Here is a 25,137-nt window from a genome sequence, read left to right as displayed (position 1 = left end):
AACGCGTGAATGTCTAAGTTTTTTATTGACCGCCCCATTTTTGCATGGGTGATTGCGATTTTTATCATCGCAGCGGGTATTTTCGGCATTCAAAAACTGCCGATTTCCCAATATCCGTCCGTTGCTGCACCGACCATTACTTTGCGCGCTACTTATCCGGGCGCTTCTGCTCAGGTAATGGAAGACAGCGTACTGGCCGTTATCGAACGTAATATGTACGGTGTGGAAGGTTTGGACTATATGACGACTTCTGCCAATTCCAGCGGCAGCGGCAGCGTCAGTCTGACGTTTACACCGGAAACCAATGAAGATTTGGCGCAGGTGGACGTGCAGAACAAATTGTCGGAAGTGTTGTCCACATTGCCGTCTACCGTACAGCAATATGGTGTAACCGTATCTAAAGCGCGTTCCAACTTCTTGCAAGTGGTCATGCTTTCTTCTGAAAAGCAATCCATTGAGGAAATGAACGATTACGCCCAGCGCAATATCATTCCTGAACTGCAGCGTATCGACGGGGTAGGGCAGGTACAATTGTTTGGTGCGCAACGCGCCATGCGTATTTGGGTTGACCCGAAAAAACTGCAAAACTACAACCTGTCTTTTGCAACGGTAACCAATGCGCTTGCGACACAAAACATTCAAATCTCAGCAGGCTCCATCGGTTCTTTGCCGGCGGCTGCAGGTCAGACTATTTCAGCAACTGTGACGGCGCAAGGTCAACTGAGCACTGCTGAAGAGTTCGGCAACATCATTTTGGTATCCAATACTGACGGCTCGAACGTCTATCTGAAAGACGTTGCCAAAGTCAGCTTGGGTATGCAGGACTATTCTTTCTCTACTCGTCTGAACGGCGTCAACACCACTGGTATGGCAGTGATGCTGTCTAACAGCGGTAACGCTTTGGCAACGGCGACTGCCGTGAAAGAAAAAATGGCGGTTTTGCAGAAGTATTTTCCAGACGGCATGAGCTGGAAAATTCCTTACGATACTTCCAAATTCGTGGATATTTCGATTGAGAAAGTGACCCATACGCTTCTGGAAGCCATCGTATTGGTATTCTTGGTGATGTATCTCTTCCTGCAAAATATCCGCTATACGCTGATTCCGACCATTGTTGTGCCGATTTCCTTGTTGGGCGGTTTTGCCTTTATCTCATACATGGGTATGTCGATTAACGTATTGACCATGTTTGCGATGGTATTGGTGATTGGTATTGTGGTCGATGACGCGATTGTGGTCGTTGAAAACGTTGAGCGTATCATGGCGAGCGAAGGTCTGTCGCCTAAGGCTGCAACCAAAAAAGCGATGGGTCAGATTTCCGGCGCGGTGATCGGCATTACTGCCGTGTTGATGTCCGTATTTGTGCCGCTGGCAATGTTTAGCGGTGCAACCGGTAACATTTACAAACAGTTTGCCTTGACTATGGCGGCATCGATCGGCTTCTCCGCATTTCTTGCCTTGACGCTGACTCCGGCATTGTGTGCCACCATGCTCAAGCCGATTCAGAAGGGTCATCACGAAGAGAAAAAAGGTTTCTTTGGTTGGTTTAACAAAAAATTCGACAACTGGACACACGGCTACGAAGGCTGGGTTGCCAAAATCTTGCGTAAGACTTTGCGCATGATGGTTGTCTATATTGGTTTGACTGTTGTGGGCGTATTCCTGTTTATGCGTCTGCCGACTTCCTTCTTGCCGTCTGAAGACCAAGGTAACTTGATGTTGAGCGTGCAGTTGCCTGCCGGTGCAACCAAAGAACGTACCGATGCAACTTTGGCTCAAATCACTCAACTGGCAAAATCTATACCTGAGATTGAGAACATTATTACCGTTTCCGGCTTCAGTTTTTCAGGCTCCGGTCAAAACATGGCTTTGGGCTTTGTCATTCTGAAAGACTGGAGCGAACGTACTGCTCCGGGCAGCGATGCAACTTCTATTTCCGGTAAGTTGACCGGCATGATGATGGGTACGCTGAAAGACGGTTTCGGTTTGGCGATTGTGCCTCCAGCCATTATGGAGTTGGGTACAGGCTCCGGCTTGACGATTTACCTGCAAGACCGTAACAACAGCGGCCATGCTGCATTGTTGGCCAAGCGCAATGAGTTGATTGACAAAATGCGCAAAAGCGGTTTGTTTAACCCAAGTACCGTTCGTGCGAGCGGTTTGGAAGATGCGCCGCAGTTGAAAATCGACATCAACCGCTCTGCCGCAGCCGCACAAGGTATTTCGTTCTCTGACATCCGTACTGCTTTGGCTTCTTCTTTGGGTTCGTCTTATGTAAACGACTTCCCGAATCAAGGCCGTCTGCAACGCGTGATGGTACAAGCTGATGCGAGTGCCCGTATGCAGCCTGCCGATATTCTGAACCTGACTGTACCGAACAAATCCGGCGTTGCCGTACCGCTTTCTACCATTGCTACTGTTTCTTGGGTAAACGGTATGGAACAAAGCGTCCGCTTCAATGGTTATCCTGCAATGGAGCTTTCCGGCTCGCCTGTTAATGGCGTGTCTTCCGGTCAAGCCATGGCTGCGGTACAGCAAATGGTTGATGACATGGGCGGCGGTTACAGTCTGGAATGGGGCGGTCAGTCTCGTGAAGAGGCCAAAGGCGGCTCGCAAACTGTTGTGTTGTATGCATTGGCCGCTGCCGCTGTATTCTTGGTATTGGCTGCTTTGTACGAAAGCTGGTCTATCCCGTTGGCGGTTATCCTTGTGATTCCGTTGGGCTTGATTGGCGCGGCATTGGGCGTTACGGGTCGCAATATGTTTGAAGCGCTGCTGGGCAGTATTCCGGCATACGCCAACGATATCTACTTCCAAGTCGGTTTCGTTACGGTAATGGGTTTGAGTGCGAAAAATGCGATTTTGATTATCGAGTTTGCCAAAGACCTGCAAGCGCAAGGTAAGAGCGCGCTTGAAGCTGCGCTTGCCGCTGCACACCTGCGTTTCCGTCCGATTATCATGACTTCGTTCGCCTTCATCTTGGGCGAGGTACCGCTCTATGTTGCCAGCGGTGCCAGCTCCGCCAGCCAACGTGCGATTGGTACGACTGTGTTCTGGGGTATGTTGATTGGTACGATTCTGTCTGTGTTCCTTGTGCCTTTGTTCTATGTGGTTGTGCGCAAATTCTTTAAAGAAACTGCACACGAGCATGAGATGGCCGCCAAACACGCTGCTGAAGCCGGCATGATTGAAGACGGTAAACACGATTCAGACAAGCACTAAAGCAAAGGCCGTCTGAAAACTTTTCAGACGGCCTCAAAATGCTAAAGGATTCTAAAATGAAGAAGATTACATTCAAACCTGTACTGACTGCCGTTGCCGCCGCTGTGGCTTTGTCGGCCTGTACCATGATGCCGAAATATGAGCAGCCTCAAGTTGCTGTGGCCGATACGTTTAAATACGACACCGTTGACGACGGTATCCGTGCCGCTGAATTGGGTTGGCAAGATTACTTTGCCGATCCTCGCCTTCACCGCCTGATCGACATCGCATTGGAACGCAATACCGATTTGCGTACAGCCGCGCTGAATGCGGAAATCTACCGCAAACAGTACATGATTGCGCGTAATAACTTGTTGCCAACCGTCAATGCCAGCGGTACAGGTTCGCGTCAAGGCAGCTTGAGCGGCGGCAGCGTCAGCAGCCAATACAGCGTGGGTTTGGGCGCAGCCTCTTATGAACTTGACCTTTTCGGCCGTGTCCGCAGCACCAGCGAAGCCGCGTTGCAAGGTTATTTCAATGTGGCCGCCAACCGCGATGCCGCGCATCTGACCCTGATTTCTACCGTTGCCAAAGCCTACTTTAATGAACGCTACGCTGAAGAAACCATGGCATTGGCACAACGCGTATTGCAAACCCGTGAAGCGACTTACAAGCTTTCACAATTACGCCATAAGGCCGGCGTGATTTCCGCCGTTGATTTGCGCCAACAGGAAGCGCTGATTGAATCAGCCAAAGCCGATTACGCATCCGCGGTAAAAAACCGCGAGCAAGCGCGCAATTCCTTGGCTATGCTGATTAATCAACCTTTGCCCGAAGATTTGCCTGCCGGTTTGCCTTTGAGCAAGCAGTTCAAATTGACCAAACTGCCTGCCGGTTTGAGTTCGGATGTATTACTCAACCGTCCGGATATCCGTGCGGCCGAACACGCGCTCAAACAAGCGAATGCCAATATCGGTGCGGCACGTGCGGCCTTCTTCCCGCGCATCAGCCTGACCGGTTCTGTCGGTACCGCTTCCGGCGAGTTGAGCGGCCTGTTTAAGAGCGGCACAGGTATTTGGGCTTTTGCACCGTCCATCACCCTGCCTATCTTTGATTGGGGCACAAACAAAGCCAATCTTGACGTAGCCAAGCTGCGCCAACAGGCACAAATCGTTGCTTATGAAGCCGCTGTTCAATCTGCATTCAAAGACGTTTCCAATGCGTTGGTTGCGCGCGAACAGCTGGATAAAAGCTATGAAGCGTTGAGCAAGCAAAGCCGTGCCTACAACGACAGCCTGCGTCTCATCAGCCTGCGTTACAAACATGGTGTGTCCAGCGCATTGGATTTGCTGGATGCCGAACGCAGCAGTTACGGCGCAGAAACTGCTCTTTTGGCCAATCAGCTGACCCGTTTGGAAAACCTTGCCGACTTGTATAAAGCACTTGGCGGCGGTTTGAAACGCGAAACCAAAGCTGCCGAATAAGTTTTGCCGGCTAAAATCAAGAGGCCGTCTGAAACATTTGGGTTTCAGACGGCCTTTTTGTTAAACAGCGATTTCAAACTTTTAATTTCTCGCTTAAAGAACCGACATAGGCTGAGCGTTCGTTACGGCTGAGTTCGGGCTGGTGTGTGTTGAGCGAAGACCATTTGCGGTTGCTGCGCGCTTTGTTGAGTTCGCTTGGCAATTTGGCCGCATTCCATGGCGCTTTGCGTTCGTTTAGCTCGATATGCGATTGGGCAGCATGGCCGCGCGTTTGCAAGACGTGCAACAAATCCAGCGCGCGTGCGGCGAGCAGGGTAAGGGTTTCCGGATCGGTATGCAGGGTTTGTCGGCCGTTGATTTTGTCGGTGATGTCTTGGGCGTTGGGCAAAATGCCGCCCAACAGGCCGCCGATGGCCGTACCCAAACCAAGCGAGCCGCCAAGCGTGGCAATGTCCAAGCCTAGGCCGATGAGTGCGCCTGCGGTTGCGCCGGTACCGGTACGGATGCCGTAATGTTTGAGCAATTCGCTGTCAAACGGATCTTGTTTGAAGGCTTTGGGCATCCATGTGCTGTCGCTGCCGACTTCGTCATGATAGAAGCGGTAAAGTGTGAACAGACGTTGTTGCATTTGCCGCTCAAGTTGGCGGATTTCCGATTGCATGACTTCCAGAGTCGGGGCAGGGTCATCGTTTTCGGCAATTTCTTGGGTGAATGCGGCAGCATCCAGTAGAAAATCGGCAATTTCACGGCGCGCTTCCGTATCCAGCCGTTGCCACTCGCGACGGCGCATATTGATAAGGCGGTCGAGGATGTCGCGTTTCGGTAACATGGTGGCGAGGTTGTCCCACAATCGGATTTCGCCTTCAAAGTCAAACGCAACGGTATCGAAACCGGCGTAAACATGCAGGGCACGGCGGGCGAGCATATTGGTCCAAGCGGTCAGGTCTTGATTTTGAGTGAAGTTGAACACGGGCATGATGGGCTTGGCGCACCAAGACAAAATGGTCAGCTCGTCTTTGTATTTGTTAAGGACGGGCTCCCGCGCATCGATGACATACATGGCCATGTCGCTTTGCATGACTTGGCGCAGCACTTTGGCCTCTTGGTTGAATTCGTGATGCGCTTCATGGTTGTTGAGGAATTGCTGAATGCGCTCGATGCCGTCATCGCGTGCGGATGTGTGGGTTTCCAGCCAGTCCAATACGCCACCGGCATCTTCAAGGCCAGGTGTGTCGTAGAGATAAACTAGGCTGTCGTCACCGTCGTTGATGAGGGCTTCTTCGACATGGCGCGTGGTCGATGGCGCATTTTTTACTTCGCCGAAGGTACTGTCGCGCAAAAGCGTGCGTAAGAGTGAGGTTTTGCCTGTGTTGGTATGGCCGACGACGGCAAGGGAAAGTGGGGTGGTCATGGTCGTGGGTTGGGACGGATATGGGCTATGAATGTGTGAGTATGGGGCTGTTTGCCTGCAGTGGCAATATGTGTTCCAGACGGCCTTAAATTTTTTATATATGGGCGAAAATAGCCAGAAAAAGAGGGGAATGGCGGATTTGTTGTTTTTTAGCAAAATACTTGAAAATAGATAGGAAAACAGTTGACAGACGGGTAGAAGGCTAGGATAATTCGCGCCGTTGAGTTGCTTGATGCAGCTTGATTTTTCTCCTCTATTTCTCCTTTGTAGACTTGGCGCATATCGAAACGGTATGCGCATTTTTTTGTCTATGTTGAAACATGATTACATTTAAGTTCTGTAAATTGGATAATTAAGAAACTTTACAAGAAAAATACTTGCACGGTTGAAGCTCTTGTTGCATAATTCGTTTCGTTAGCTGGTTCGAGTAGTCAGTTAATAGTTTCTCCTCTATTTCTCCTTTGTAGACTTGGCACACATTCTGTCGGATGTGTGCATTTTTTTTTGCCTATTTAAAATAAAGGCCGTCTGAATGTTGTAATCTTTCAGACGGCCTTTGTTGGTTAAATGGAATTAGATGTCTAATACTACTTCTTCTTTGACTTCTTCCATAACAACATAGCTGCGGCTTTCGGCTGCTGCCGGCAGTTGCAGCAGGATATTGCCGAGCATATCGCGATAGGCGGACATATTGGGCAGGCGGACTTTGATGAGGTAGTCGTATTCGCCGGAGACCAAGTGGCATTCCAAAATTTGCGGAATCTTCAGCACTTCGCGTTTGAAGTCTTCAAAAATATTGCCGGATTTGGAACGCAGTTTCAGTTCGACAAAGACCAAGAGGCTTTGACCTAAGGCATGAGGATTCAGATGGGCGTGATAGCCGGTGATGAGGTTGTCGCGTTCCAAGCGGCGGACGCGTTCGGTTACCGGCGTGGTAGATAGGCCGACTTTTTCAGCCAATTCGGTCATGGGGATGCGTGCGTTTTGTTGCAGGAGCTTGAGAATTTTTAAGTCGGTTTTGTCGAGTTCTTTCATGGCTTTGATGCTTGTCGTTTTCAATTTGGATGACATCATAACCTTAAAACAGGCTCAGAAGAAGCATAAATCCTTAAAGGTAAGGCGAAAGGAAGATATTAATCTTGTGTATTTCATGGAATCCTGTATGGTTTTTGACCTATAATATTCGCTTCAAAGTAATAGGGCAGGCCGTCTGAAACGGATGCCGATAAGAGGAATACATTATGCGTCCGCTCAATGCGCAAATCCGTTTGGATAATTTACGTCAAAATTATCGTTTTCTCAAAGAGTTGCACGGCAATAAATTGTTGGCTGTGATTAAGGCCGATGCTTACGGGCATGGTGCGGTCAGATGTGCACATGCGTTGGCGGATATTGCCGACGGTTTTGCGGTGGCAACGGTAGATGAAGGCGTGGAATTGCGTCAAAACGGCATTAAAAATCCGATTGTTTTATTGGAAGGCGTGTTTGAGGCTGCAGAGTATGCGGATGTTGACCGTTATGATTTGTGGCCGGCAATCGGCAGCCAATGGCAGCTGGAGGCGTTTGCACATCATGAGTGGCAACGTCCGACAACCGTATGGCTGAAAATGGACTCTGGTATGCACCGTGCCGGTTTCTTTCCGCATAACTATGCCGCCGCCTATACGGCATTGAAACAATCCGAATCGGTTGAAAACATTGTGAAATTCAGCCATTTTGCCTGCGCGGACGAACCGGAAAACGGCATGACCGAAATGCAGCTTGAAGCATTTGATTTGGCTTGCGAGGGTTTGGAAGGCGAAGAGAGCTTGGCCAATTCCGCTGCGATTTTGAACGTGCCTGAAGCGCGCCGCGATTGGGGTCGTGCCGGTCTGGCCTTGTATGGTATTTCGCCTTTCGGCGGCGTGGATGAGCGTTTGAAACCTGTTATGCGTCTGACTTCCCGCGTTTTCGGCGAGCGTGTGTTGCAGCCGCATTCTCCGATTGGTTACGGCGCAACGTTCTACACCAGCAAATCCACCCGTGTCGGTTTGATTGCCTGCGGCTATGCCGACGGTTATCCGCGTCGCGCTTCCACTAATTCTCCGGTCGCCATCGATGGCAAACGTAGCCGCATTATCGGCAGGGTGTCTATGGATATGATTACGGTTGAGCTGGAAGCCTCGAAAGAGGGCTTGGGTGCGGAAGTCGAGCTTTGGGGCGATGTGATTAATATTAATGAAGTTTCCGAAGTTGCCGGTATGATTCCGTACGAAATCCTCTGCAATATTAAACGTGCGAAGTTTACTTATATCGAGTAAGTAGTCAAAGATCAGGCCGTCTGAAATGTGTTTTCAGACGGCCTGAGACCTTTGCAAAAATAGTCTATTAACGAAATTTGACGCATAAAAATGCGCCAAAAAATTTTCAATTGACTAAAACCCTCCTAATATTGAGCAAAAAGTAGGAAAAATCAGAAAGGTTTTGCATTTTGAAAATGAGATTGAGCATAAAATTTTAGTAACCTATGTTATTGCAAAGGTCTCGGCCTTTTTTTATCTGCAATTAAAACGATTCGTCAGCGCGTAAATAACGCCATTTGCCCGGCGGCAGTCGGCCGAGTTTAACCTTGCCCATACGGATGCGTTTCAAACCGACGACGCGCAGGCCGACCAGTTCGCACATGCGGCGGATTTGGCGTTTTTTGCCTTGTCGCAAAATAAAGCGCAACTGGTCTTCGTTTTGCCATTCGACTTTGGCGGGGCGCAACTTTTCTCCGTCCAAACTCAAGCCGTGGTTGAGCAGGGCGAGGCCTTTGTCGTCCAGTTTGCCGCGGACGCGGACGAGGTATTCTTTTTCGCTGCTGCTGTTTTCGCCAATCAGTTGTTTGGCAATGCGGCCGTCTTGAGTGAGTACCAACAATCCGACGGAGTCGATATCCAGGCGGCCGGCAGGGGCCAAGCCGAATTTGTGTTTTTCACTGAAAGGGATACGGCTATCGTCGCCTTCCCAATGGTTTTCGGCGGTAATGAGTTCGGCGGCGGACTTATAGCCTTTTTCTGCTTGCGCGCTGACGTAGCCGACGGGTTTGTTCAGCAGGATGGTTACGCGCGCTGCTTGTTTTTCATGGGCTTGTTTGTTGAGGTCGATGCGGTCGCGCTCGGTGACTTTTTGACCGAGTACGGCGGTTTGGCCGTTGACTTTGACCCAGCCTTGCTCAATGTAGCTGTCTGCCTCGCGGCGCGAGCATAAGCCCAATTGTGCCATGCGTTTGGAGAGGCGCATGGTTTCGGAATCGTTGTTTTGCATGGTATGGCAATATAGAGAAATGGGAATGTCGGATTATAGCATTGACCGTTTGTTAGGCCGTCTGAAAACTGAAGATTTGGGTTTTCAGACGGCCTTTCATTTGCGATATGCTAAGAAATTTTTAGTTTTAAAGTAAAAACTAAAGGGTGTATTGTCTGTTTGTGTTAACCTTACGGACGAACTAATCATTTTGTTTTCAGTCGAATTTGAGTTGAAATGACATTTCACTCATTAAATCATGAAGACTATAATGACTGGTCTTTCTGAAGCGCATTAAGGCAGTTTGTCGCTAAAGCAAGCCTTTGTGCATCACGTTTTAAGGATAAATTAATGAAATCGCTCAAATCATTTTTGATCTGGGGCATCGTGGTTTTGGTAGGCTTGGCCTCCTTTACTACTTTAGCTCTCAGCCGTGGAGAGCAGGTCAGTGCGATTTGGATGGTTACGGCCGCCATTTCGGTATACTGCATTGCCTACCGTTTTTACAGTCTTTACATTGCCAACCGTGTGATGCAGCTTGATCCTAACCGTCTGACTCCGGCAGAACGCCACAATGACGGCTTGGACTATGTGCCGACACATAAAGGCGTACTGTTCGGCCACCACTTTGCCGCTATTGCCGGCGCAGGCCCTTTGGTTGGTCCGGTATTGGCAGCGCAAATGGGTTATTTGCCCGGTACTTTGTGGATTATCTTCGGCGTGGTGTTTGCCGGTGCCGTACAGGACATGATGGTACTGTTTGTTTCTATGCGCCGTGACGGTAAGTCTTTGGGCGATATCGTGAAACAAGAACTCGGTACCTTCCCAGGCGTGATTGCATCCATCGGTATTTTGATGATTATGGTCATCATCATGGCGGTGTTGGCGCTGATTGTTGTGAAAGCATTGGTTCACAGCCCTTGGGGTACGTTCACCATCGCAGCAACCATGCCGATTGCCCTGTTTATGGGTATCTACACCCGTTATATCCGTCCGGGCAAAATTGGTGAGATTTCCATCGTCGGTTTTATTTTGCTGATGTTGGCTGTGATTTATGGTGAAGATGTTGCCAATAGCTCCTTTGGTCACTGGTTCGACCTTGACGGCATTCAGCTGACTTGGGCGATTATGATTTACGGTTTCGTGGCTTCCGTATTGCCGGTTTGGCTCTTGCTGACTCCGCGCGACTATCTGTCTACCTTCCTGAAAATTGGTACGATTGCAGCTTTGGCTTTGGGTATCGTTATTGTTAACCCGACTCTGCAAATGCCTGCAGTTACCCACTTTATCGATGGTTCAGGCCCGGTATTCTCCGGTGCATTGTTCCCATTCTTGTTCATTACCATTGCTTGTGGTGCGGTTTCAGGCTTCCATGCGCTGATTTCTTCCGGTACCACCCCCAAAATGCTGGAAAACGAAACCCACGTCCGCATGATCGGTTATGGTGGCATGATTATGGAAAGCTTTGTGGCCATTATGGCTCTGGCTGCCGCCGCTTCGCTTGATCCAGGCGTGTACTTCGCGATGAACAGCCCGGCCGCGCTGATTGGTACGGATGCCAATACTGCTGCCGAAGTCATCACCACTAAACTGAACTTCCCTGTTGATGCCGCAACCTTGTTGCACACTGCTAAAGAAGTGGGCGAAAACACCATTCTGTCTCGTGCAGGTGGCGCACCAACCCTTGCAGTCGGTATGGCACACATCATGAGCCGTCTGATTCCGGGTGAAGCCATGATGGCGTTCTGGTATCACTTTGCCTTGCTATTTGAAGCCTTGTTCATCTTGACTGCGGTTGATGCCGGTACACGTGTTGCCCGTTTCATGATTCAAGACTTGGGCAGTATCTTCTACAAACCATTCGGTAACACCGACTCTATCCCTGCCAACTTGGTTGCAACATTCTTGGCCGTGGCATTGTGGGGTTACTTCCTCTATACCGGCGTAACCGACCCTCTGGGTGGTATCAATTCGCTCTGGCCGTTGTTCGGTATCGCCAACCAAATGCTTGCAGGCGTAGCGTTGATTATGTGTACCGTCGTATTGGTGAAAATGAAACGCGACCGCTATGTTTGGGTAACTTTGGTTCCTGCTGTCGGCGTATTGTTTGTAACCTGCTATGCCGGTTTGCAAAAACTGTTCCACAGCGACCCACGCGTCAGCTTCTTGGCTCATGCAGGCAAATACCGCGATGCCTTGGCCTCAGGCGAAGTCCTTGCCCCAGCTAAAGACATTGGCGAAATGTCACAAATCATCTTCAACGACCAAATCAATGCCGGTCTGACCGCTTTGTTCCTGGCAGTTGTCGTGATTGTCGCCGTGTACGGTTTCCGTACTGCCATGAAAGCCCGTAAAGTCGGCTGGCCAACTGCTAAAGAAATTCCAGCAGTGTACCGCGACGGTAAACAGCCGGAGGCTCAGAGTGAAGCATAAGCTCGCATCTTGGTGGAAAACCATCAAGCTGACAGCAAACTTGATGGCCGGTGTCCCAGATTATGAAAACTACGTTGCCCGCCAGCGCAGACATAATCCCAACGCGCCGGTCATGACTGAGCTGCAATTTCAAGACTACTGCCGCAAACGCCGTTGCGGAGGCAACGGCGGACGCTGTTGTTAATTAAGGCATAAAAAGGCCGTCTGAAAATATTTTCAGACGGCCTTTCATTATAGAATATCAATAAACATCAAAAACTTTTTCTTGTCATCAATACTTAATCGAACAACTTGTCGATATTTACTCTTCTTCGAGTAGTACCAGCGGACGCTGTATTTTTCTGAGTTCTTCCACCTCGTCTAACAGCCGCATAATCAGTCCCAATGCGGGAATGCCGGCCTCAAAATCACGGCTTAAGCGTTGTGCGCGACGGATGCGGGCAAGATGAAAACCACTGAAGGTGCTTTTTTCGGGCACACCATCGATGCTGATGATGTCTTCTGCTATAAGTTCCAACAGCCAATCGCGACGGCAGCGGCTGGCGGCAACGATTTCTTCAAAAGTAAGGGTAATATCGGAGGACTGAATCATAATTTATCCTTTCTCTTATGCTTGTTTTGCGGCAAAGTGTTCGGCCAATTTTTCCCATGCGGCACGGTCGGCTTCGCTCTCTACTGGCGGAACATTAATGCGGATATTAAGATAAAGGTCTCCGGCTTCTTTTGCAGGAATACCTTTGCCTTTAAGGCGGATGCTTTTACCGCTTTGGCTGTTGGCAGGCAGATTGACCTGTAAGCGGCCTGAAGCGGTAGGGACGATGATTTTGCCGCCCAATACGGCTTCCCAAGGTTTGACATCTATTGTTTGATATACGTCTTTCCTGTTTTTGACATATAAATCAGGTTGGTCGTGGAACTTGATTTTTAAGTACAAGTCACCGTTTTCCCCGCCGTTGTATCCCGGCAAACCTTGACCGGCCAAACGGATTTGTTGGCCTTCTGCAATGCCTTTGGGGATTTTGACGTTGAGGGTTTTATTTTGATAAACCGCACGTCCGTATTCGTCTAGAGTCGGCACATTCAAAGTCATGCTACGTTCTGCGCCAACATACGCTGCGTAAATATCAATACTCAATTCAGCATGTTGATCCTCGCCTTTTATTGGGCCGCGGGGTTGCTCGGAACGAGTGTGGGATTGGCGGAATGATGAAAACAGATCTTCAAAATTGAAGTCTCCCGCTCCGAACGGTTCGCCTTCATGACGTTCATAGTGGAAGCCGCCACCGTTAAATCCATTGCCAAACGGATTGCCGCCTTGACCGAACGGATTTCCTCCGGCGCTGCGTCCGTAAGGATTAGCCAACATTTCATCGTATTCAGCCCGCTTTTCTTTGTCGGAAAGCGTTTCGTAGGCACGGTTGATTTCTACCGTACGTTCGGCTGCGTCAGGTTCTTTGCTGACATCGGGGTGGTATTTGCGCACCAGTTTTCGGTAGGCTTTTTTGATTTCGGCCTCATCCGCATCTTTGGCAACGCCCAGTATTTCATAATAGTTTTTTTCTGCCATGTTATTCCTTTGACTGCTCATATACAAAATTCTTATGGTTTTAATAATTGAGGGTAGATATTCTAAAATCAAGGGCGTTAGAAATAAAATTCTCTATTTTTGACAATGATTAATGGATAATTTATTTCTTTGTTTCTAGAGAAATAGAAAATATAAAGGCCGTCTGAAATACGGTTTTTCAGACGGCCTTTATCAAATTGGGGTTTTATTTGTCTTGAGCGTTTTTTTGTTCGTTAACAATCCATTGGGCAATATCTGAACCTAAGACTTTAGAAGTGCGGTTCAAGACTGCACAAGAGCTTTTATAAACACCAAGCATGCCACCGGAAGAATTGCGGGTGAAGGTTTTTTTATTGACTTCTTCGCCGTCAACATACAAAGTGGCAACGGCTGTAATACTTTTGGCATGGCCGACAAAGGCTACGCCTGCGCTCATGGCGGAAGTGATGGAGATATTTGCGTATGTTCCTTGTTTTTTACCGTCACGGACAATAGTTACATTGCTTTTGGCTGCAGTTTCTTGCAAAGATTTGGACATGACGTTGCCAATTTGTAAACACTCGGAAACGATACGGGTATCGATTTCTTCTGCATGACGGTAAGGAATACTTTCATCAATATGGACATCTGCACTGGCAAATGCAGATGCAAACAAGAGTGCGGTTGCAAGGATGCGGTTAGGAGACATAGTAGGGCACCTAAAATAGAATGTTAAAAAGAGTTGTCATTGTATAATGGCGTTTTCACTCAATCAACATAAGTTAATTTGGTCAATGCTTTGTTGAGATGGGTGTTATGGTAAGACAAATCAAAAGGCCGTCTGAAATAAAGTTATTTCAGACGGCCTTTTGATTGAGGTATTAATTTGTTCTGGTCAAATAAGGCAGGGGATCGACTGCTTTGCCGTTTAGACGTACTTCAAAATGCAGTTTGACGCTGTCTGAATCGCTGTTGCCCATGGTGGCGATAACTTGGCCTGCTTGGACTTTTTGATCTTTTTGTACCAAAAGCGTGTCGTTGTGGGCGTAGGCGGTAATGGTGTAGTCATTGTGGCTGATCAAAATCAGCTTGCCGTAGCCGCGGACTTCTTCGCCAACGTAGATAACGGTACCGGCTGCGGCGGAACGGATTTGTTGGCCTTGTGTGCCTGCAATATCTATGCCTTTGCTGGTTGTGCCGTTGTAGCGTTGGATAATGGAGGATGAAGCGTTATCGGTCGGCCATTGCAGGTTCAATCGGTTGATCGGGGTAACGGCAGTAGTTTGGCGTTGCTGCGTTGCAGTGCTGCGTGGGGCAACATGACGGCGGACGCGCAATACTTGGCCGACTTCGATTTGTGAGGAGTTAGGAAGATTATTCCAGGCAACCAGCGTGTTGACATTTTGTCCGTAGCGTTTGGCGATTTGGGTCAGGGTATCGCCAGGGCGGACTTTGTAGTAGCCGTCAGGTACGGCACGGTTGGAAGAGGTATTGTTGCCGGCGCAGGCTGCCAAGATGGCAATGACGCTGATGAGTGCCAGACGTTTTAAGGCTGTCTGAAAGGTGGAAATAAAGTTTGTATTCATGGGATATTTCAAAATGTATCGTTATGCTGTGTATGATAGATAGGAAGAGTGAAAAAAGGTTCACTCAAAAGGCATGGGGTAAAATGCAGAAAGGCAGTATATTAACATTGAAAATTTGTGGATATGGCGGTATATTTTTTTATCATTTTGATGATAAAGGATTTTTTTATTAAGGTAAAAGAAAGTGAAAGTTTTTTCAGACGGCATTGAATAAGGCAATAAAAATCCCCTGCCGGGATAAACGGGCAGGGGATTTTTGTCTCATTGAACTTATTTGTTCAATTCGTTAGCCAGATACAGCCAGGTTTCAATGACGGTATCAGGGTTGAGCGATACGCTCTCGATACCTTCTTCAACCAGCCATTTGGCAAAGTCCGGATGGTCTGATGGTCCTTGACCGCAAATACCGATGTATTTGTTTTGTTTTAGGCAGGCAGAGATTGCCAAGTGCAACATCACTTTAACGGCAGGGTTGCGCTCGTCGAAGGAGTCGGATACCAAACCGCTGTCACGGTCGAGGCCGAGGGTCAGCTGGGTCATGTCGTTGGAGCCGATGGAGAAGCCGTCGAAGTATTGCAGGAATTGTTCTGCCAATACAGCGTTGCTTGGCAACTCGCACATCATGATCAGGCGCAGGCCGTTTTTGCCGCGTTCCAAACCGTTTTCTTTCAGGGCTTTAACAACAGCTTCTGCTTCACCCAAAGTACGAACGAATGGAATCATGATTTCGACGTTGGTCAAACCCATTTCATCGCGAACGCGTTTCAAGGCTTTGCACTCGAGTGCGAAGCAGTCTTTGAAGTTATCAGCCACATAACGTGCTGCACCACGGAAGCCCAACATTGGGTTTTCTTCGTGTGGTTCGTAGATGCTGCCACCCACCAAGTTAGCGTACTCGTTGGATTTGAAGTCAGACATACGGACGATGGTTTTGCGTGGATAAACCGAAGCAGCCAAAGTTGCCACACCTTCTGCGATTTTATCGACATAGAAGTCAACAGGAGAGGCGTAGCCGGCGATGCGGCGGGTAATTTCAGCTTTCAACTCGTCGTCTTGTTTGTCAAATTCCAACAAGGCTTTAGGGTGGATACCGATTTGACGGTTGATGATGAATTCCATACGCGCCAAGCCGATACCTTCGCTAGGCAGGTTGGTGAAGCTGAATGCCAATTCAGGGTTACCAACGTTCATCATTACTTTTACAGGCGCTTTAGGCATATTGTCCAAAGCAACATCGGTAATTTGTACGTCCAGCAAGCCGGAGTAGATGAAGCCGGTATCGCCTTCGGCACAAGATACGGTAACTTCTTGACCTTCAGACAGCAGATCGGTAGCGTCGCCACAACCTACAACAGCCGGAATACCCAATTCACGCGCGATAATCGCTGCGTGGCAGGTACGGCCGCCACGGTTGGTCACGATGGCAGAAGCACGTTTCATTACCGGTTCCCAATCCGGGTCGGTCATGTCGGTAACGAGTACGTCGCCTGCTTCAACGGAATCCATTTCGGAAGCATCTTTCACCAAGCGAACTTTACCTTGGCCAACTTTTTGACCGATGGCTCGGCCTTCGCACAAGACCACTTTTTCGCCGTTGATAGAGAAGCGGCGCAGGTTGCGGCTGCCGTCTTCTTGGGATTTCACGGTTTCAGGGCGTGCTTGCAGGATGTAGAGTTTGCCATCCAAGCCGTCGCGGCCCCATTCGATGTCCATTGGGCGGCCGTAGTGTTTTTCGATGGTCAGCGCGTAATGAGCCAACTCGGTTACTTCGGCGTCGGTAATGGAGAAGCGTTGACGGTCTTCTGCAGGTACATCAACGTTGGTTACAGATTTACCGGCTTCGGCTTTGTCGGTAAAGATCATTTTGATTTGTTTCGAACCCATGGTTTTGCGCAGGATAGCCGGTTTGCCTGCTTTCAAAGTAGGTTTGAATACATAGAATTCGTCAGGGTTTACCGCGCCTTGTACGACGTTTTCACCCAGACCGTAAGAAGAGGTAACGAAAACGACTTGGTCGTAACCGGATTCGGTATCGATGGTAAACATCACACCGGAAGCACCGCTGTCAGAACGCACCATGCGTTGTACGCCGGCAGAAAGGGCAACGATGTCGTGTTCGAAGCCTTTGTGGACACGGTAAGAAATGGCACGGTCGTTGTACAGGGAAGCGAATACATGGCGCATTGCTTCTTTAACGTTATCCAAGCCGTTGATGTTCAGGAAGGTTTCTTGTTGGCCGGCGAAAGAAGCGTCCGGCAAGTCTTCTGCTGTTGCGGAAGAACGTACGGCAACGGAGATGTCCGCACCGCCGGCATCGGCAACCATTTTGTTCCAAGCTGTTTCGATTTCAGCATCCAGCTGTTCAGGGAACGGGGTATCCAAAATCCATTGACGGATTTCTTTACCCACGCGTGCCAATTCGGCAACGTCTTCAACATCCAGTTGTTTCAGGGCTTCGGAAATACGCTCGCTCAGACCATTGTGAGCCAGGAAAGCACGATAAGCTTCGGCTGTGGTTGCAAAACCGCCGGGAACGCGCACGCCTTTTTCAGTCAGTTGGCTGATCATTTCGCCCAAAGAGGCATTTTTACCGCCCACTCGCTCAACGTCAGTCATACGCAGGTTTTCAAACCAAATAACGTAGTTTTCGGCCATTTGTGTGTCCAATCCAATCCAAAAATGTTAAAAAAGAAACAAATCCGCCTGCTTATTGTAGCCATTCGTTTGATGGCTGTCATGTGTTTTATCTTTTTAAAAATCACAAATTCGTCTGTGATATTGTGCTTTTCAGACGTGTAGCCTTCTGAAATATGAATATCAGATTCATGTTTTCACGTGTTATCTTCTTGTTAAATATGGAAAACAAAATAAGTTAATAAATTTAAGAATCGAAATTTATTTTGCAAACTTAGAATAAAATTCTAATAAATATAAAAAAATAAAATTTTGCGCCAATTTAAAATTTGTTCAAATTTGTTGTAATCCTGTGTAATCTACTGGGAATTGCTTTATTGCAAAGGCTGTAACTGCTATGATTGCCGTCTAAAACGTTACCCTCTGAAGGATTCATTATGACTGCTCCACGCCAAGTCTTCTATATTTCCGACCGCACCGGTCTGACCGCCGAAAATATCGGTGAAGCCCTGTTGAACCAATTCGGCAATGTCGAGTTCAAGCGCCATGTTTATCCATTTATCGATACGTCTGAAAAAGCGTTGGCTGTAGTGGATGAGGTCAATAAGACAGCCGAACAGTTTGGCGATCGTCCGATTGCTTTTGTCAGCGTGGTAAATGATGCAATCCGTGAAATCATCAAAAAATCCAATGCATTCCATATTGATTTCTTTGAAACGTTCTTGGGTTTGCTGGAAAAAGAATTGAATGTTGAAGCAACGATTGCCGAGCGAGGCCATCATAGTATCGGCAATACCAAGCGTTACGATGCGCGTATGGAAGCAGTGAATTTCTCGCTCAACCATGATGACGGTGTCAGCGATAAAAACCTGCAGGAAGCGGATGTGATTTTGATGGGCGTATCCCGTTCGGGCAAAACGCCAACCTGTCTCTATCTGGCTCTGCAATACGGTATCCGCGCCGCAAACTATCCATTGATTCCCGATGATTTGGAATCAACCGATTTGCCGCGTATGGTCAAACCTTATAAAGACAAGCTGTTCGGCTTGACCATTCAGCCCGAGCGTCTGCAGGCTATCCGTCAGGAACGCCGTCCTAATTCGACCTATGCCAAAATCGATACTTGCCGCAGCGAGATTGCCGATGCGCAAAATATGTTCAAACGCCACGGAGTGCCGTTTACCAATACAACGGATAAATCTGTGGAAGAACTCGCCGTTCATATCTTGCAGGCTTGCAAGCTGAAACGCCGTTTCTAAATGAAATGATAAAAGGCCGTCTGAAACTTCAGACGGCCTTTTTTTATTTTGTATATTAAGTCTTAGGCAGGGTGACACCGGTTTGCCCCATGTATTTGCCGTTGCGGTCTTTGTATGAAGTTTCGCAGACTTCATCGCTTTCAAAGAATAAAACTTGAGCCACGCCTTCGCCTGCATAAATTTTGGCAGGCAGGGGGTGGTATTGGAAAACTCAAGCGTAACGTAGCCTTCCCACTCAGGCTCGAACGGGGTAACGTTGACGATGATGCCGCAGCGTGCGTAAGTGGATTTGCCCAGGCAGACGGTCAGGACGTTGCGCGGGATGCGGAAATATTCGACTGTGCGCGCCAGTGCAAAGGAGTTGGGCGGAATGATGCAGCAGTCGTCTTCGACGGTAACGAAGTTTTTCGGGTCGAAGTTTTTCGGGTCGACGATGGTGCTGTTGATATTGGTGAAGATTTTAAATTCATTGGCGCAACGGATGTCGTAGCCGTAGCTGGATGTGCCGTAGGAAATGATGCGTTGGCCGTTGGCCTCTTTGATTTGGTTGGGCTCGAACGGCTCAATCATGCCGTGTTCTTCGGCCATGCGGCGTATCCATTTGTCGGATTTAATGCTCATGGTGGTTGTCCTGGGGTAAGGGTTGTTTGGAAATTTTTTGAAATCAACACAACAGCCTTTAGGCAGGCTTGTTAATTGATGTTTCAGACGGCCTGAAATATGGATAAGGCCGTCTGAAAGGCTGTTTATTTGGTTTTGGAAGCAGATTTTTTAGGCAGTTTGACTTCTTTAATCATACCGTCTTCGCATTTCATGATGAAGACGGGCGTGCCGTTTTGAGAGGCGGTAAAGTTTCCGTGTGCCTTGCCTTTTTTGAACATGCCTTCCAGCGTCATATTGCGTAATTTGGCGCTATTGGAGGAGAAAGGTTCGATAAAGGTTTCGCGGTTGCCTGAAACGGTATATGCGCCTTTGCCGTCAAATTTGCCGTTTTTAAATGAGCCGACATAGCTGCGGCCGTCTTGGCATTTCCATGTGCCTTTGCCGGACGGTTTGCCGTCTTTGCCGACATCGCCATCATAAGCGCAACCTTTTTCCTGATAAGGATTGATGGTTTCGGCAATGGCAGGCGTACCCAGCATGAAGGCGATAGGGAGTAGGGCGAGGTATTTCATCATTATTATTCCTTTTGGTAGGCAGTTTCAGACGGCCTGATATTGGGATTCAAAAGTCAGCAGGGTTTCAGCAATACGGCGTGGCAATATGGCTAAAGCGTGTTCGCGCATGGGGGTAGGGATACCGTAGTAGGCTTCGGCAATACTGCCGGTAATGGCCGCCAAGGTATCGCTGTCTCCCCCAGGGAAACTGCCAGTCGGATGGCGTGTTCAAAATCATCACTTTCAAGAAAGGCGGTAATCGCTTGAGGTACGGTTTCCTGACAACTTTCGTTGAAATGATAATGCGGGCGGATTTGGTCGCAACTTTGGCTTAAGTCGTAGCCGAATTGTCGTGTAATGTTTTCTTTGATTTGCGCTTTGCCTATACCGGTACGCGCCCAAAAGATGGCGGCAGCTACAGCTTGTGCACCTTTAATGCCTTCCGGATGGTTGTGCGTTACGGCGGCGGATTGTTCGGCAAAATGCAGGGTTTCTTTCAATGTGGCAAATGCCCAGCCAACGGCAGAAACACGCATGGCCGAGCCGTTGCCCCAGCTATTATAAGGTTCTGGATCTTTCCATTCTATCCATTGTGAAAAGCGGCCGCCATATGCGCCTTTAGGGCAGGGATATGCCCTACACCAGCCTTGTAAAATAGAGGCTAAATTATCGTTACAGCCTTGTAAAACCCAGTCGGCAATGGCAACAGTGCAAATCGTGTCATCGGTAAAGTCGCTGTCGGGGCTGAAAATATCGAAATCGGTATGACGGCAGTTGTCAAACTCGAATCGTGATCCGGCGATATCGCCAATGACTGCGCCCAACATCATGACATCCTTTCTGATACTTCTATTTATATTTCAGACGGCCTTTGATATTTCCCAATCAAAAGGCCGTCTGAAAAATTATTCTTGCCAGCCGCCCAAATAAGAAACCAGTTCTTCCAACATGGTGCTGATGGCTTCGGTCATCAGGATTTGCGAGGCAAAGGCGAGGCTGGCGGCATCATCGCCGTTGCTTTCGGCTTCTTCTTGCAAAACGTCCAGATACTGGATGCGTTTGAGTGTAAAGTCTTGAGTGAGGATGAACGCAATTTGTTCGCGCCATACTAAGCCGAGTTGGGTAACGGTTTTGCCGTTTTTAACGTGTTGTACCACTTCGTCGGCGGTCAGGTCTTGTTTGGAAACTTTGACGACCGGAACAACATCGCCGACGCCTTTGAGTTCGCAATCACTGTCCAATTCAAAACCGCCCTCACAGTGGCCTTGCAGTAGCCAGCTGGTCATCAGGGAAGAGGGCGATTGTTTGGTGTTGGGCAGGGCTGCTTCAAGACCGCCCAAGGCTTCGCGCAGTTTGGTCAGGATATTTTCCGCTTTGGCAGATGCGGCATTGTTGACCAAAAGATAACCATGGCGCGTGTCGAAAATCGCCTGTGTGCGGCTGCTGCGCGTAAAGGCACGGGGCAGCAGGTCGTCAGTAATCTGTTCTTTCAGCTCTTGTTTTTCCTTGCGGCCGACATTGCGCGCTTCGTTGTTTTGGATTTCCAAAACCTTTTCATCCAAAATATCGCGGATCACGCCGGCAGGCAGGACTTTTTCTTCTTTTTTCAAAGCAACGCGCCAAGTGTAATCGGCAGGAAAAACCAGCTCGGGCGAAAAGGAAACCGGCGTGACAAAGCCTTCGCTAAACCAGTCCAAACCCTGACAATGGGCAAATTCGGATTGCGCCAATTTGTCGGCAAGGACTTCCAATTCGGGCAACTTGTCTTTGTTGAGCGGATAAAAACTGATTTGCTTAAACCACATGGCGAGTTTTCCTTTTTATTAAAACCGGCATTATACAGGGAAAATAACATACGGAAATCGGCAGTATCTTTAAAAATGCAGTAAAGGCGTTGACAGAAGAAAAGGGTTTCTGTATAGTTCGCGCTTCGGTTACGCGCCCATCGTCTAGAGGCCTAGGACACTGCCCTTTCACGGCGGCAACCGGGGTTCGAATCCCCGTGGGCGTGCCAAAATTCTTAAAAAACGCTCCTGCTTTTTGCAGGGGCGTTTTTTGTTTTCAGACGGCCTGTCGTTGTGAAAATATCTTTAAATTGGTTTACAATAATGCCATTCTGAATCTTAACGAGAGAAAACAATGTTAGACATCCAATTGCTCCGCAGCAATACCGCCGCAGTTGCCGAACGTTTGGCCGCACGCGGTTATGAGTTTGATACCGCGCGTTTCAACGCTTTGGAAGAGCAACGCAAAGCCGTTCAAGTGAAAACAGAAGAGTTGCAGGCTTCACGAAACAGTATTTCCAAACAAATCGGCGCGTTGAAAGGCCAAGGCAAACACGAAGAGGCTCAAGCTGCAATGGATCAGGTTGCTCAAATCAAAGTGGATTTGGAGCAGGCTGCCGCTGATTTGGATGCTGTTCAGAAAGAATTGGACGCATGGTTGTTGACCATTCCGAACCTGCCGCACGAAAGCGTACCTGCGGGTAAAGATGAAACGGAAAACGTTGAGGTCCGCAAAGTCGGCACGCCGCGCGAATTTGACTTTGAAATCAAAGACCATGTTGATTTGGGCGAGCCTTTGGGCTTGGATTTTGAAGGCGGTGCGAAACTGTCAGGCGCGCGCTTTACCGTGATGAAAGGCCAAATCGCCCGTTTGCATCGCGCCTTGGCTCAGTTCATGCTGGATACGCACACGCTGAAACACGGCTATACCGAACATTACACGCCTTACATTGTGGACGACACCACCCTGCAAGGTACAGGCCAGCTGCCTAAATTTGCAGAAGATTTGTTCCACGTTACCCGCGGCGGTGATGAGAGTAAGAAAACGCAATATCTGATTCCGACCGCAGAAGTGACACTGACCAATACTGTTGCCGACAGCATCGTGGCCGGCAGTGATTTGCCGTTGAAATTAACTGCGCATTCCCCATGTTTCCGCTCCGAAGCGGGCGCATACGGTAAAGACGTGCGCGGTCTAATTCGCCAACACCAATTCGACAAAGTGGAAATGGTGCAAATCGTTCACCCGGAAAAATCATACGAAGCGCTGGAAGAAATGGTTGGACACGCTGAAAATATTTTGAAAGCGTTGGAACTGCCATACCGCGTGATCACTTTGTGTACCGGCGACATGGGCTTCGGCGCAACCAAAACCTACGACTTGGAAGTTTGGGTTCCTGCGCAAAATACGTACCGCGAAATTTCCAGCTGCTCCAACTGCGAAGATTTCCAAGCACGCCGTATGAAGGCGCGTTTCAAAGATGAAAACGGTAAAAACCGTTTGGTGCATACTTTGAACGGCTCAGGCTTGGCTGTCGGCCGTACTTTGGTGGCGGTATTGGAAAACCATCAAAATGCCGACGGCAGCATTAATGTTCCTGCTGCGTTGCAACCGTATATGGGCGGCGTGACCAAACTGGAAGTAAAATAATCGTGGTTTAAAAGATAAGGCCGTCTGAAACTTGGTTTCAGACGGCCTTTTATATGATTGAGCAATTATTTGTTGTGTTGACGGAAATATTCCCATTCTTCAACAACGGTACCGTCAGGCAAGTGGCATACGCCGTATTCGCCACCGTCTTTGTCTTTTTTGATTTCGGATTTGCCGCCTTGTTTGAGGCAGAATTCGGAAGCAGGATTGGCCACGCCGACGTTAGGAGATTCTTGTTTTTCAGAAGCGGAGCAGGCGGCCAAAGCAGTTGCGGCAGCAAGGCTGAGGATAACGGGTTTGATCATGGCGTGTCTTTCATTTGAAGGGTAAAAACAAGCGGATTATAGGGGACGCTTGCGTTTAATTGAGTTAAACAGATTAAAGGCCGTCTGAAACTTGGGTTCAGACGGCCTTTAGTTTAAGAAGTCATACCAGAATTATTTGGCTGCTTCGGCTTTTTCGCCTTCTTTAGCAAAGTATTTGGCGTAAATTTTGTCGTATTCGCCACTTTCGCGTACTTTTTTCAGCGCATCGTTCAACATTTTGATGGTTGCTTCGTCGCCTTTGCGTGCAGCGATACCGTAGTTTTCGATGGTGAAGTCAGGCAGGGAGATGAAATCCAAGCCTTTGGTCGGGTTGTTTTTCACATAGTTGGCAATAACCGCGCTGTCGCTGACTACTGAATCCAGACCGCCGTTTTCCAATTCTTTAATAATCAGGGGAACGCTTTCAAAGCGGGCAATTTTCGGATTGTCGTTGCCCAAGAGTTTGGAAACGGAGAAGTCGCCGGTGTAGCCGGTTACCACGCCGACTTTGGCCATGTTTTTCAGGTCTTCGGAAGAGGCCACTTTTTTGCCTTTTGGAACGAGGACGACTTGGGTGATTTCAAAGTATGGATCGCTGAAGAGCATGCTTTGTTTGCGGTCGTCAGTGATGGTTACGCCGGACATAACGATGTCCACGTCGCCGTTGTTCAGAGAAGGGAAGAGGCTTTCCCATGGCTGGTGTTTGAATTCGACTTTGAAGTTGCCGGCTTTAGCCATGGCGTCCATCAAGTCAACGTCAAAACCTTCTACTTTGCCGGCAGAATCCAAAGATTCAAATGGGGCAAACTCGGCGTTGGAGCCGACACGGTACACTTTATCGGCAGGAGCAGAGGCATTGTTGCTTTGACCGCCACAGGCAGTCAGGGCAAGGGCAGAACAAGCGAGGGCAGTGGCCAGCCATTTTTTCATGTTCATGATATGTGCTTTCTTAATAAAATGTTAACGGATAAAATCTTAGTTTAGCATAATTTTGTGAACAAACTAGCTGAAATTAGTGGTCTTTTTCTCGGAAAAATGCGTAGGTTACGTCATGGAAGAGGTCGGTGTGCGGGCTGTCTTCGTAGCTCAATTCCGCCAACGCGTCTTCAAAGGCAAGCTGGATGGATTCTACGGCATCGTTGGCCATGTCGGAGGGCAGGGAGCGGATAAGGCCTTTGAGTGCGGTGGCGAGGACGTGGTTTTGCATACGCAAAGCGTCGTTGGCCTCTTCCAGATATTCGAGGCGTTGTTCGATGCTGCTCATGATGTATCCTTGGGTATTAAATAAAATAGTGATTATATAGCGAATTAATATTAAAATGTGACGCTTGCGCCGGCTTGCCGGATATGTCCAACCATCGGCCGTATTTCAAGTGATTTTAGGCTTGAATGTGGTTCACAATAAAAATGAAAAAACGA

Annotated in this window: 20 protein-coding genes, 1 tRNA gene and 2 pseudogenes; 8 read left to right on the top strand and 15 right to left on the bottom strand. The window is 48.5% G+C overall.

Translation table 11 applies throughout. The features are described 5' to 3' along the window. The first annotated feature begins 9 nt into the window (after positions 1–9). The gene (locus KCG55_RS01025; RefSeq protein WP_254323129.1) at positions 10–3,222 is read left to right on the top strand and encodes an efflux RND transporter permease subunit; all 3,213 of its coding nucleotides are present in this window, start codon (positions 10–12) and stop codon (positions 3,220–3,222) included. Positions 3,223–3,278: 56 nt separating this feature from the next. Beyond that, complete coding sequence (locus tag KCG55_RS01020) at positions 3,279–4,685, top strand: efflux transporter outer membrane subunit (RefSeq protein WP_107738025.1); 1,407 nt, start codon at positions 3,279–3,281, stop codon at positions 4,683–4,685. Positions 4,686–4,758: 73 nt separating this feature from the next. On the opposite strand, the gene KCG55_RS01015 is transcribed toward KCG55_RS01020, so the two are convergent. Then, positions 4,759–6,096, bottom strand: coding sequence for a GTPase/DUF3482 domain-containing protein (locus KCG55_RS01015; RefSeq protein WP_254323128.1), 1,338 nt, complete (start codon positions 6,094–6,096; stop codon positions 4,759–4,761). 573 nt (positions 6,097–6,669) lie between these two features. After that, the gene (locus KCG55_RS01010; protein WP_003747450.1) at positions 6,670–7,131 is read right to left on the bottom strand and encodes a winged helix-turn-helix transcriptional regulator; all 462 of its coding nucleotides are present in this window, start codon (positions 7,129–7,131) and stop codon (positions 6,670–6,672) included. Positions 7,132–7,337: 206 nt separating this feature from the next. On the opposite strand from KCG55_RS01010, the gene alr reads away from it, so the two are divergent. Next, positions 7,338–8,396, top strand: a complete 1,059-nt coding sequence (alr, locus tag KCG55_RS01005) for an alanine racemase (RefSeq protein WP_254323127.1) — start codon at positions 7,338–7,340, stop codon at positions 8,394–8,396. 244 nt (positions 8,397–8,640) lie between these two features. Here alr and KCG55_RS01000 read toward each other — a convergent pair whose 3' ends face one another. Continuing rightward, on the bottom strand, positions 8,641–9,384 hold the full coding sequence (locus tag KCG55_RS01000) for a pseudouridine synthase (RefSeq protein WP_004520512.1): 744 nt from the start codon (positions 9,382–9,384) through the stop codon (positions 8,641–8,643). A gap of 330 nt (positions 9,385–9,714) precedes the next feature. On the opposite strand from KCG55_RS01000, the gene KCG55_RS00995 reads away from it, so the two are divergent. Both KCG55_RS00995 and KCG55_RS00990 read left to right on the top strand, forming a co-directional pair. After that, positions 9,715–11,796, top strand: a complete 2,082-nt coding sequence (locus KCG55_RS00995) for a carbon starvation CstA family protein (protein WP_254323126.1) — start codon at positions 9,715–9,717, stop codon at positions 11,794–11,796. After that, positions 11,786–11,980 (top strand): YbdD/YjiX family protein, encoded by a 195-nt coding sequence (locus KCG55_RS00990; protein WP_036493904.1) that lies wholly within the window; start codon positions 11,786–11,788, stop codon positions 11,978–11,980. The genes KCG55_RS00995 and KCG55_RS00990 overlap by 11 nt, the downstream gene beginning before the upstream one ends. Before the next feature lie 117 nt (positions 11,981–12,097). On the opposite strand, the gene KCG55_RS00985 is transcribed toward KCG55_RS00990, so the two are convergent. The 5 genes from KCG55_RS00985 to ppsA form a co-directional block, all read right to left on the bottom strand. Further along, positions 12,098–12,388 (bottom strand): chaperone modulator CbpM, encoded by a 291-nt coding sequence (locus KCG55_RS00985; RefSeq protein WP_063076280.1) that lies wholly within the window; start codon positions 12,386–12,388, stop codon positions 12,098–12,100. Positions 12,389–12,403: 15 nt separating this feature from the next. Then, positions 12,404–13,363: a DnaJ C-terminal domain-containing protein gene (locus tag KCG55_RS00980; protein WP_063068882.1), complete on the bottom strand. Its 960-nt coding sequence runs from the start codon at positions 13,361–13,363 to the stop codon at positions 12,404–12,406. 205 nt (positions 13,364–13,568) lie between these two features. Then, positions 13,569–14,051, bottom strand: coding sequence for a hypothetical protein (locus tag KCG55_RS00975; RefSeq protein WP_254323125.1), 483 nt, complete (start codon positions 14,049–14,051; stop codon positions 13,569–13,571). 172 nt (positions 14,052–14,223) lie between these two features. Continuing rightward, positions 14,224–14,928 (bottom strand): peptidoglycan DD-metalloendopeptidase family protein, encoded by a 705-nt coding sequence (locus KCG55_RS00970; RefSeq protein WP_254323124.1) that lies wholly within the window; start codon positions 14,926–14,928, stop codon positions 14,224–14,226. A 270-nt stretch (positions 14,929–15,198) separates the two neighbouring features. After that, positions 15,199–17,583: a phosphoenolpyruvate synthase gene (gene ppsA, locus KCG55_RS00965; protein WP_254323123.1), complete on the bottom strand. Its 2,385-nt coding sequence runs from the start codon at positions 17,581–17,583 to the stop codon at positions 15,199–15,201. Between the two features lie 416 nt (positions 17,584–17,999). Here ppsA and ppsR point away from each other — a divergent pair, with 416 nt between their 5' ends. Continuing rightward, positions 18,000–18,821, top strand: a complete 822-nt coding sequence (ppsR, locus tag KCG55_RS00960) for a posphoenolpyruvate synthetase regulatory kinase/phosphorylase PpsR (protein ID WP_049352599.1) — start codon at positions 18,000–18,002, stop codon at positions 18,819–18,821. A gap of 55 nt (positions 18,822–18,876) precedes the next feature. On the opposite strand, the pseudogene dcd reads toward ppsR, so the two are convergent. The 4 genes and pseudogenes from dcd to KCG55_RS00940 form a co-directional block, all read right to left on the bottom strand. Next, positions 18,877–19,442: pseudogene (gene dcd, locus KCG55_RS00955) on the bottom strand (dCTP deaminase). A 125-nt stretch (positions 19,443–19,567) separates the two neighbouring features. After that, positions 19,568–19,999, bottom strand: a complete 432-nt coding sequence (locus tag KCG55_RS00950; RefSeq protein ID WP_250601083.1) for a hypothetical protein — start codon at positions 19,997–19,999, stop codon at positions 19,568–19,570. Between the two features lie 24 nt (positions 20,000–20,023). Further along, positions 20,024–20,805, bottom strand: a pseudogene (locus KCG55_RS00945) (ADP-ribosylglycohydrolase family protein). A gap of 78 nt (positions 20,806–20,883) precedes the next feature. Continuing rightward, positions 20,884–21,783, bottom strand: coding sequence for a recombination-associated protein RdgC (locus KCG55_RS00940; RefSeq protein ID WP_254323122.1), 900 nt, complete (start codon positions 21,781–21,783; stop codon positions 20,884–20,886). Between the two features lie 133 nt (positions 21,784–21,916). Between KCG55_RS00940 and KCG55_RS00935 the strand changes: the two genes are divergently transcribed. Continuing rightward, positions 21,917–21,992, top strand: a tRNA-Glu gene (locus KCG55_RS00935). A gap of 125 nt (positions 21,993–22,117) precedes the next feature. Beyond that, positions 22,118–23,413: a serine--tRNA ligase gene (serS, locus tag KCG55_RS00930; protein WP_107867483.1), complete on the top strand. Its 1,296-nt coding sequence runs from the start codon at positions 22,118–22,120 to the stop codon at positions 23,411–23,413. A gap of 65 nt (positions 23,414–23,478) precedes the next feature. Here the strand turns inward: serS and KCG55_RS00925 are convergent, their stop codons facing one another. The 3 genes from KCG55_RS00925 to KCG55_RS00915 all read right to left on the bottom strand — a co-directional run bounded on the left by KCG55_RS00925 (position 23,479) and on the right by KCG55_RS00915 (position 24,982). Beyond that, positions 23,479–23,718, bottom strand: a complete 240-nt coding sequence (locus tag KCG55_RS00925; RefSeq protein WP_254323121.1) for a putative hemolysin — start codon at positions 23,716–23,718, stop codon at positions 23,479–23,481. Between the two features lie 132 nt (positions 23,719–23,850). Then, positions 23,851–24,654 (bottom strand): basic amino acid ABC transporter substrate-binding protein, encoded by an 804-nt coding sequence (locus KCG55_RS00920; RefSeq protein WP_070461637.1) that lies wholly within the window; start codon positions 24,652–24,654, stop codon positions 23,851–23,853. Between the two features lie 76 nt (positions 24,655–24,730). Further along, positions 24,731–24,982, bottom strand: a complete 252-nt coding sequence (locus KCG55_RS00915; RefSeq protein ID WP_003680526.1) for an NGO1151 family protein — start codon at positions 24,980–24,982, stop codon at positions 24,731–24,733. Positions 24,983–25,137: the final 155 nt, after the last annotated feature.

The organism is Neisseria subflava, from assembly GCF_024205745.1.
GTDB lineage: Bacteria > Pseudomonadota > Gammaproteobacteria > Burkholderiales > Neisseriaceae > Neisseria > Neisseria flavescens_B.
This window is presented reverse-complemented; position numbering and strand designations above follow the sequence as displayed.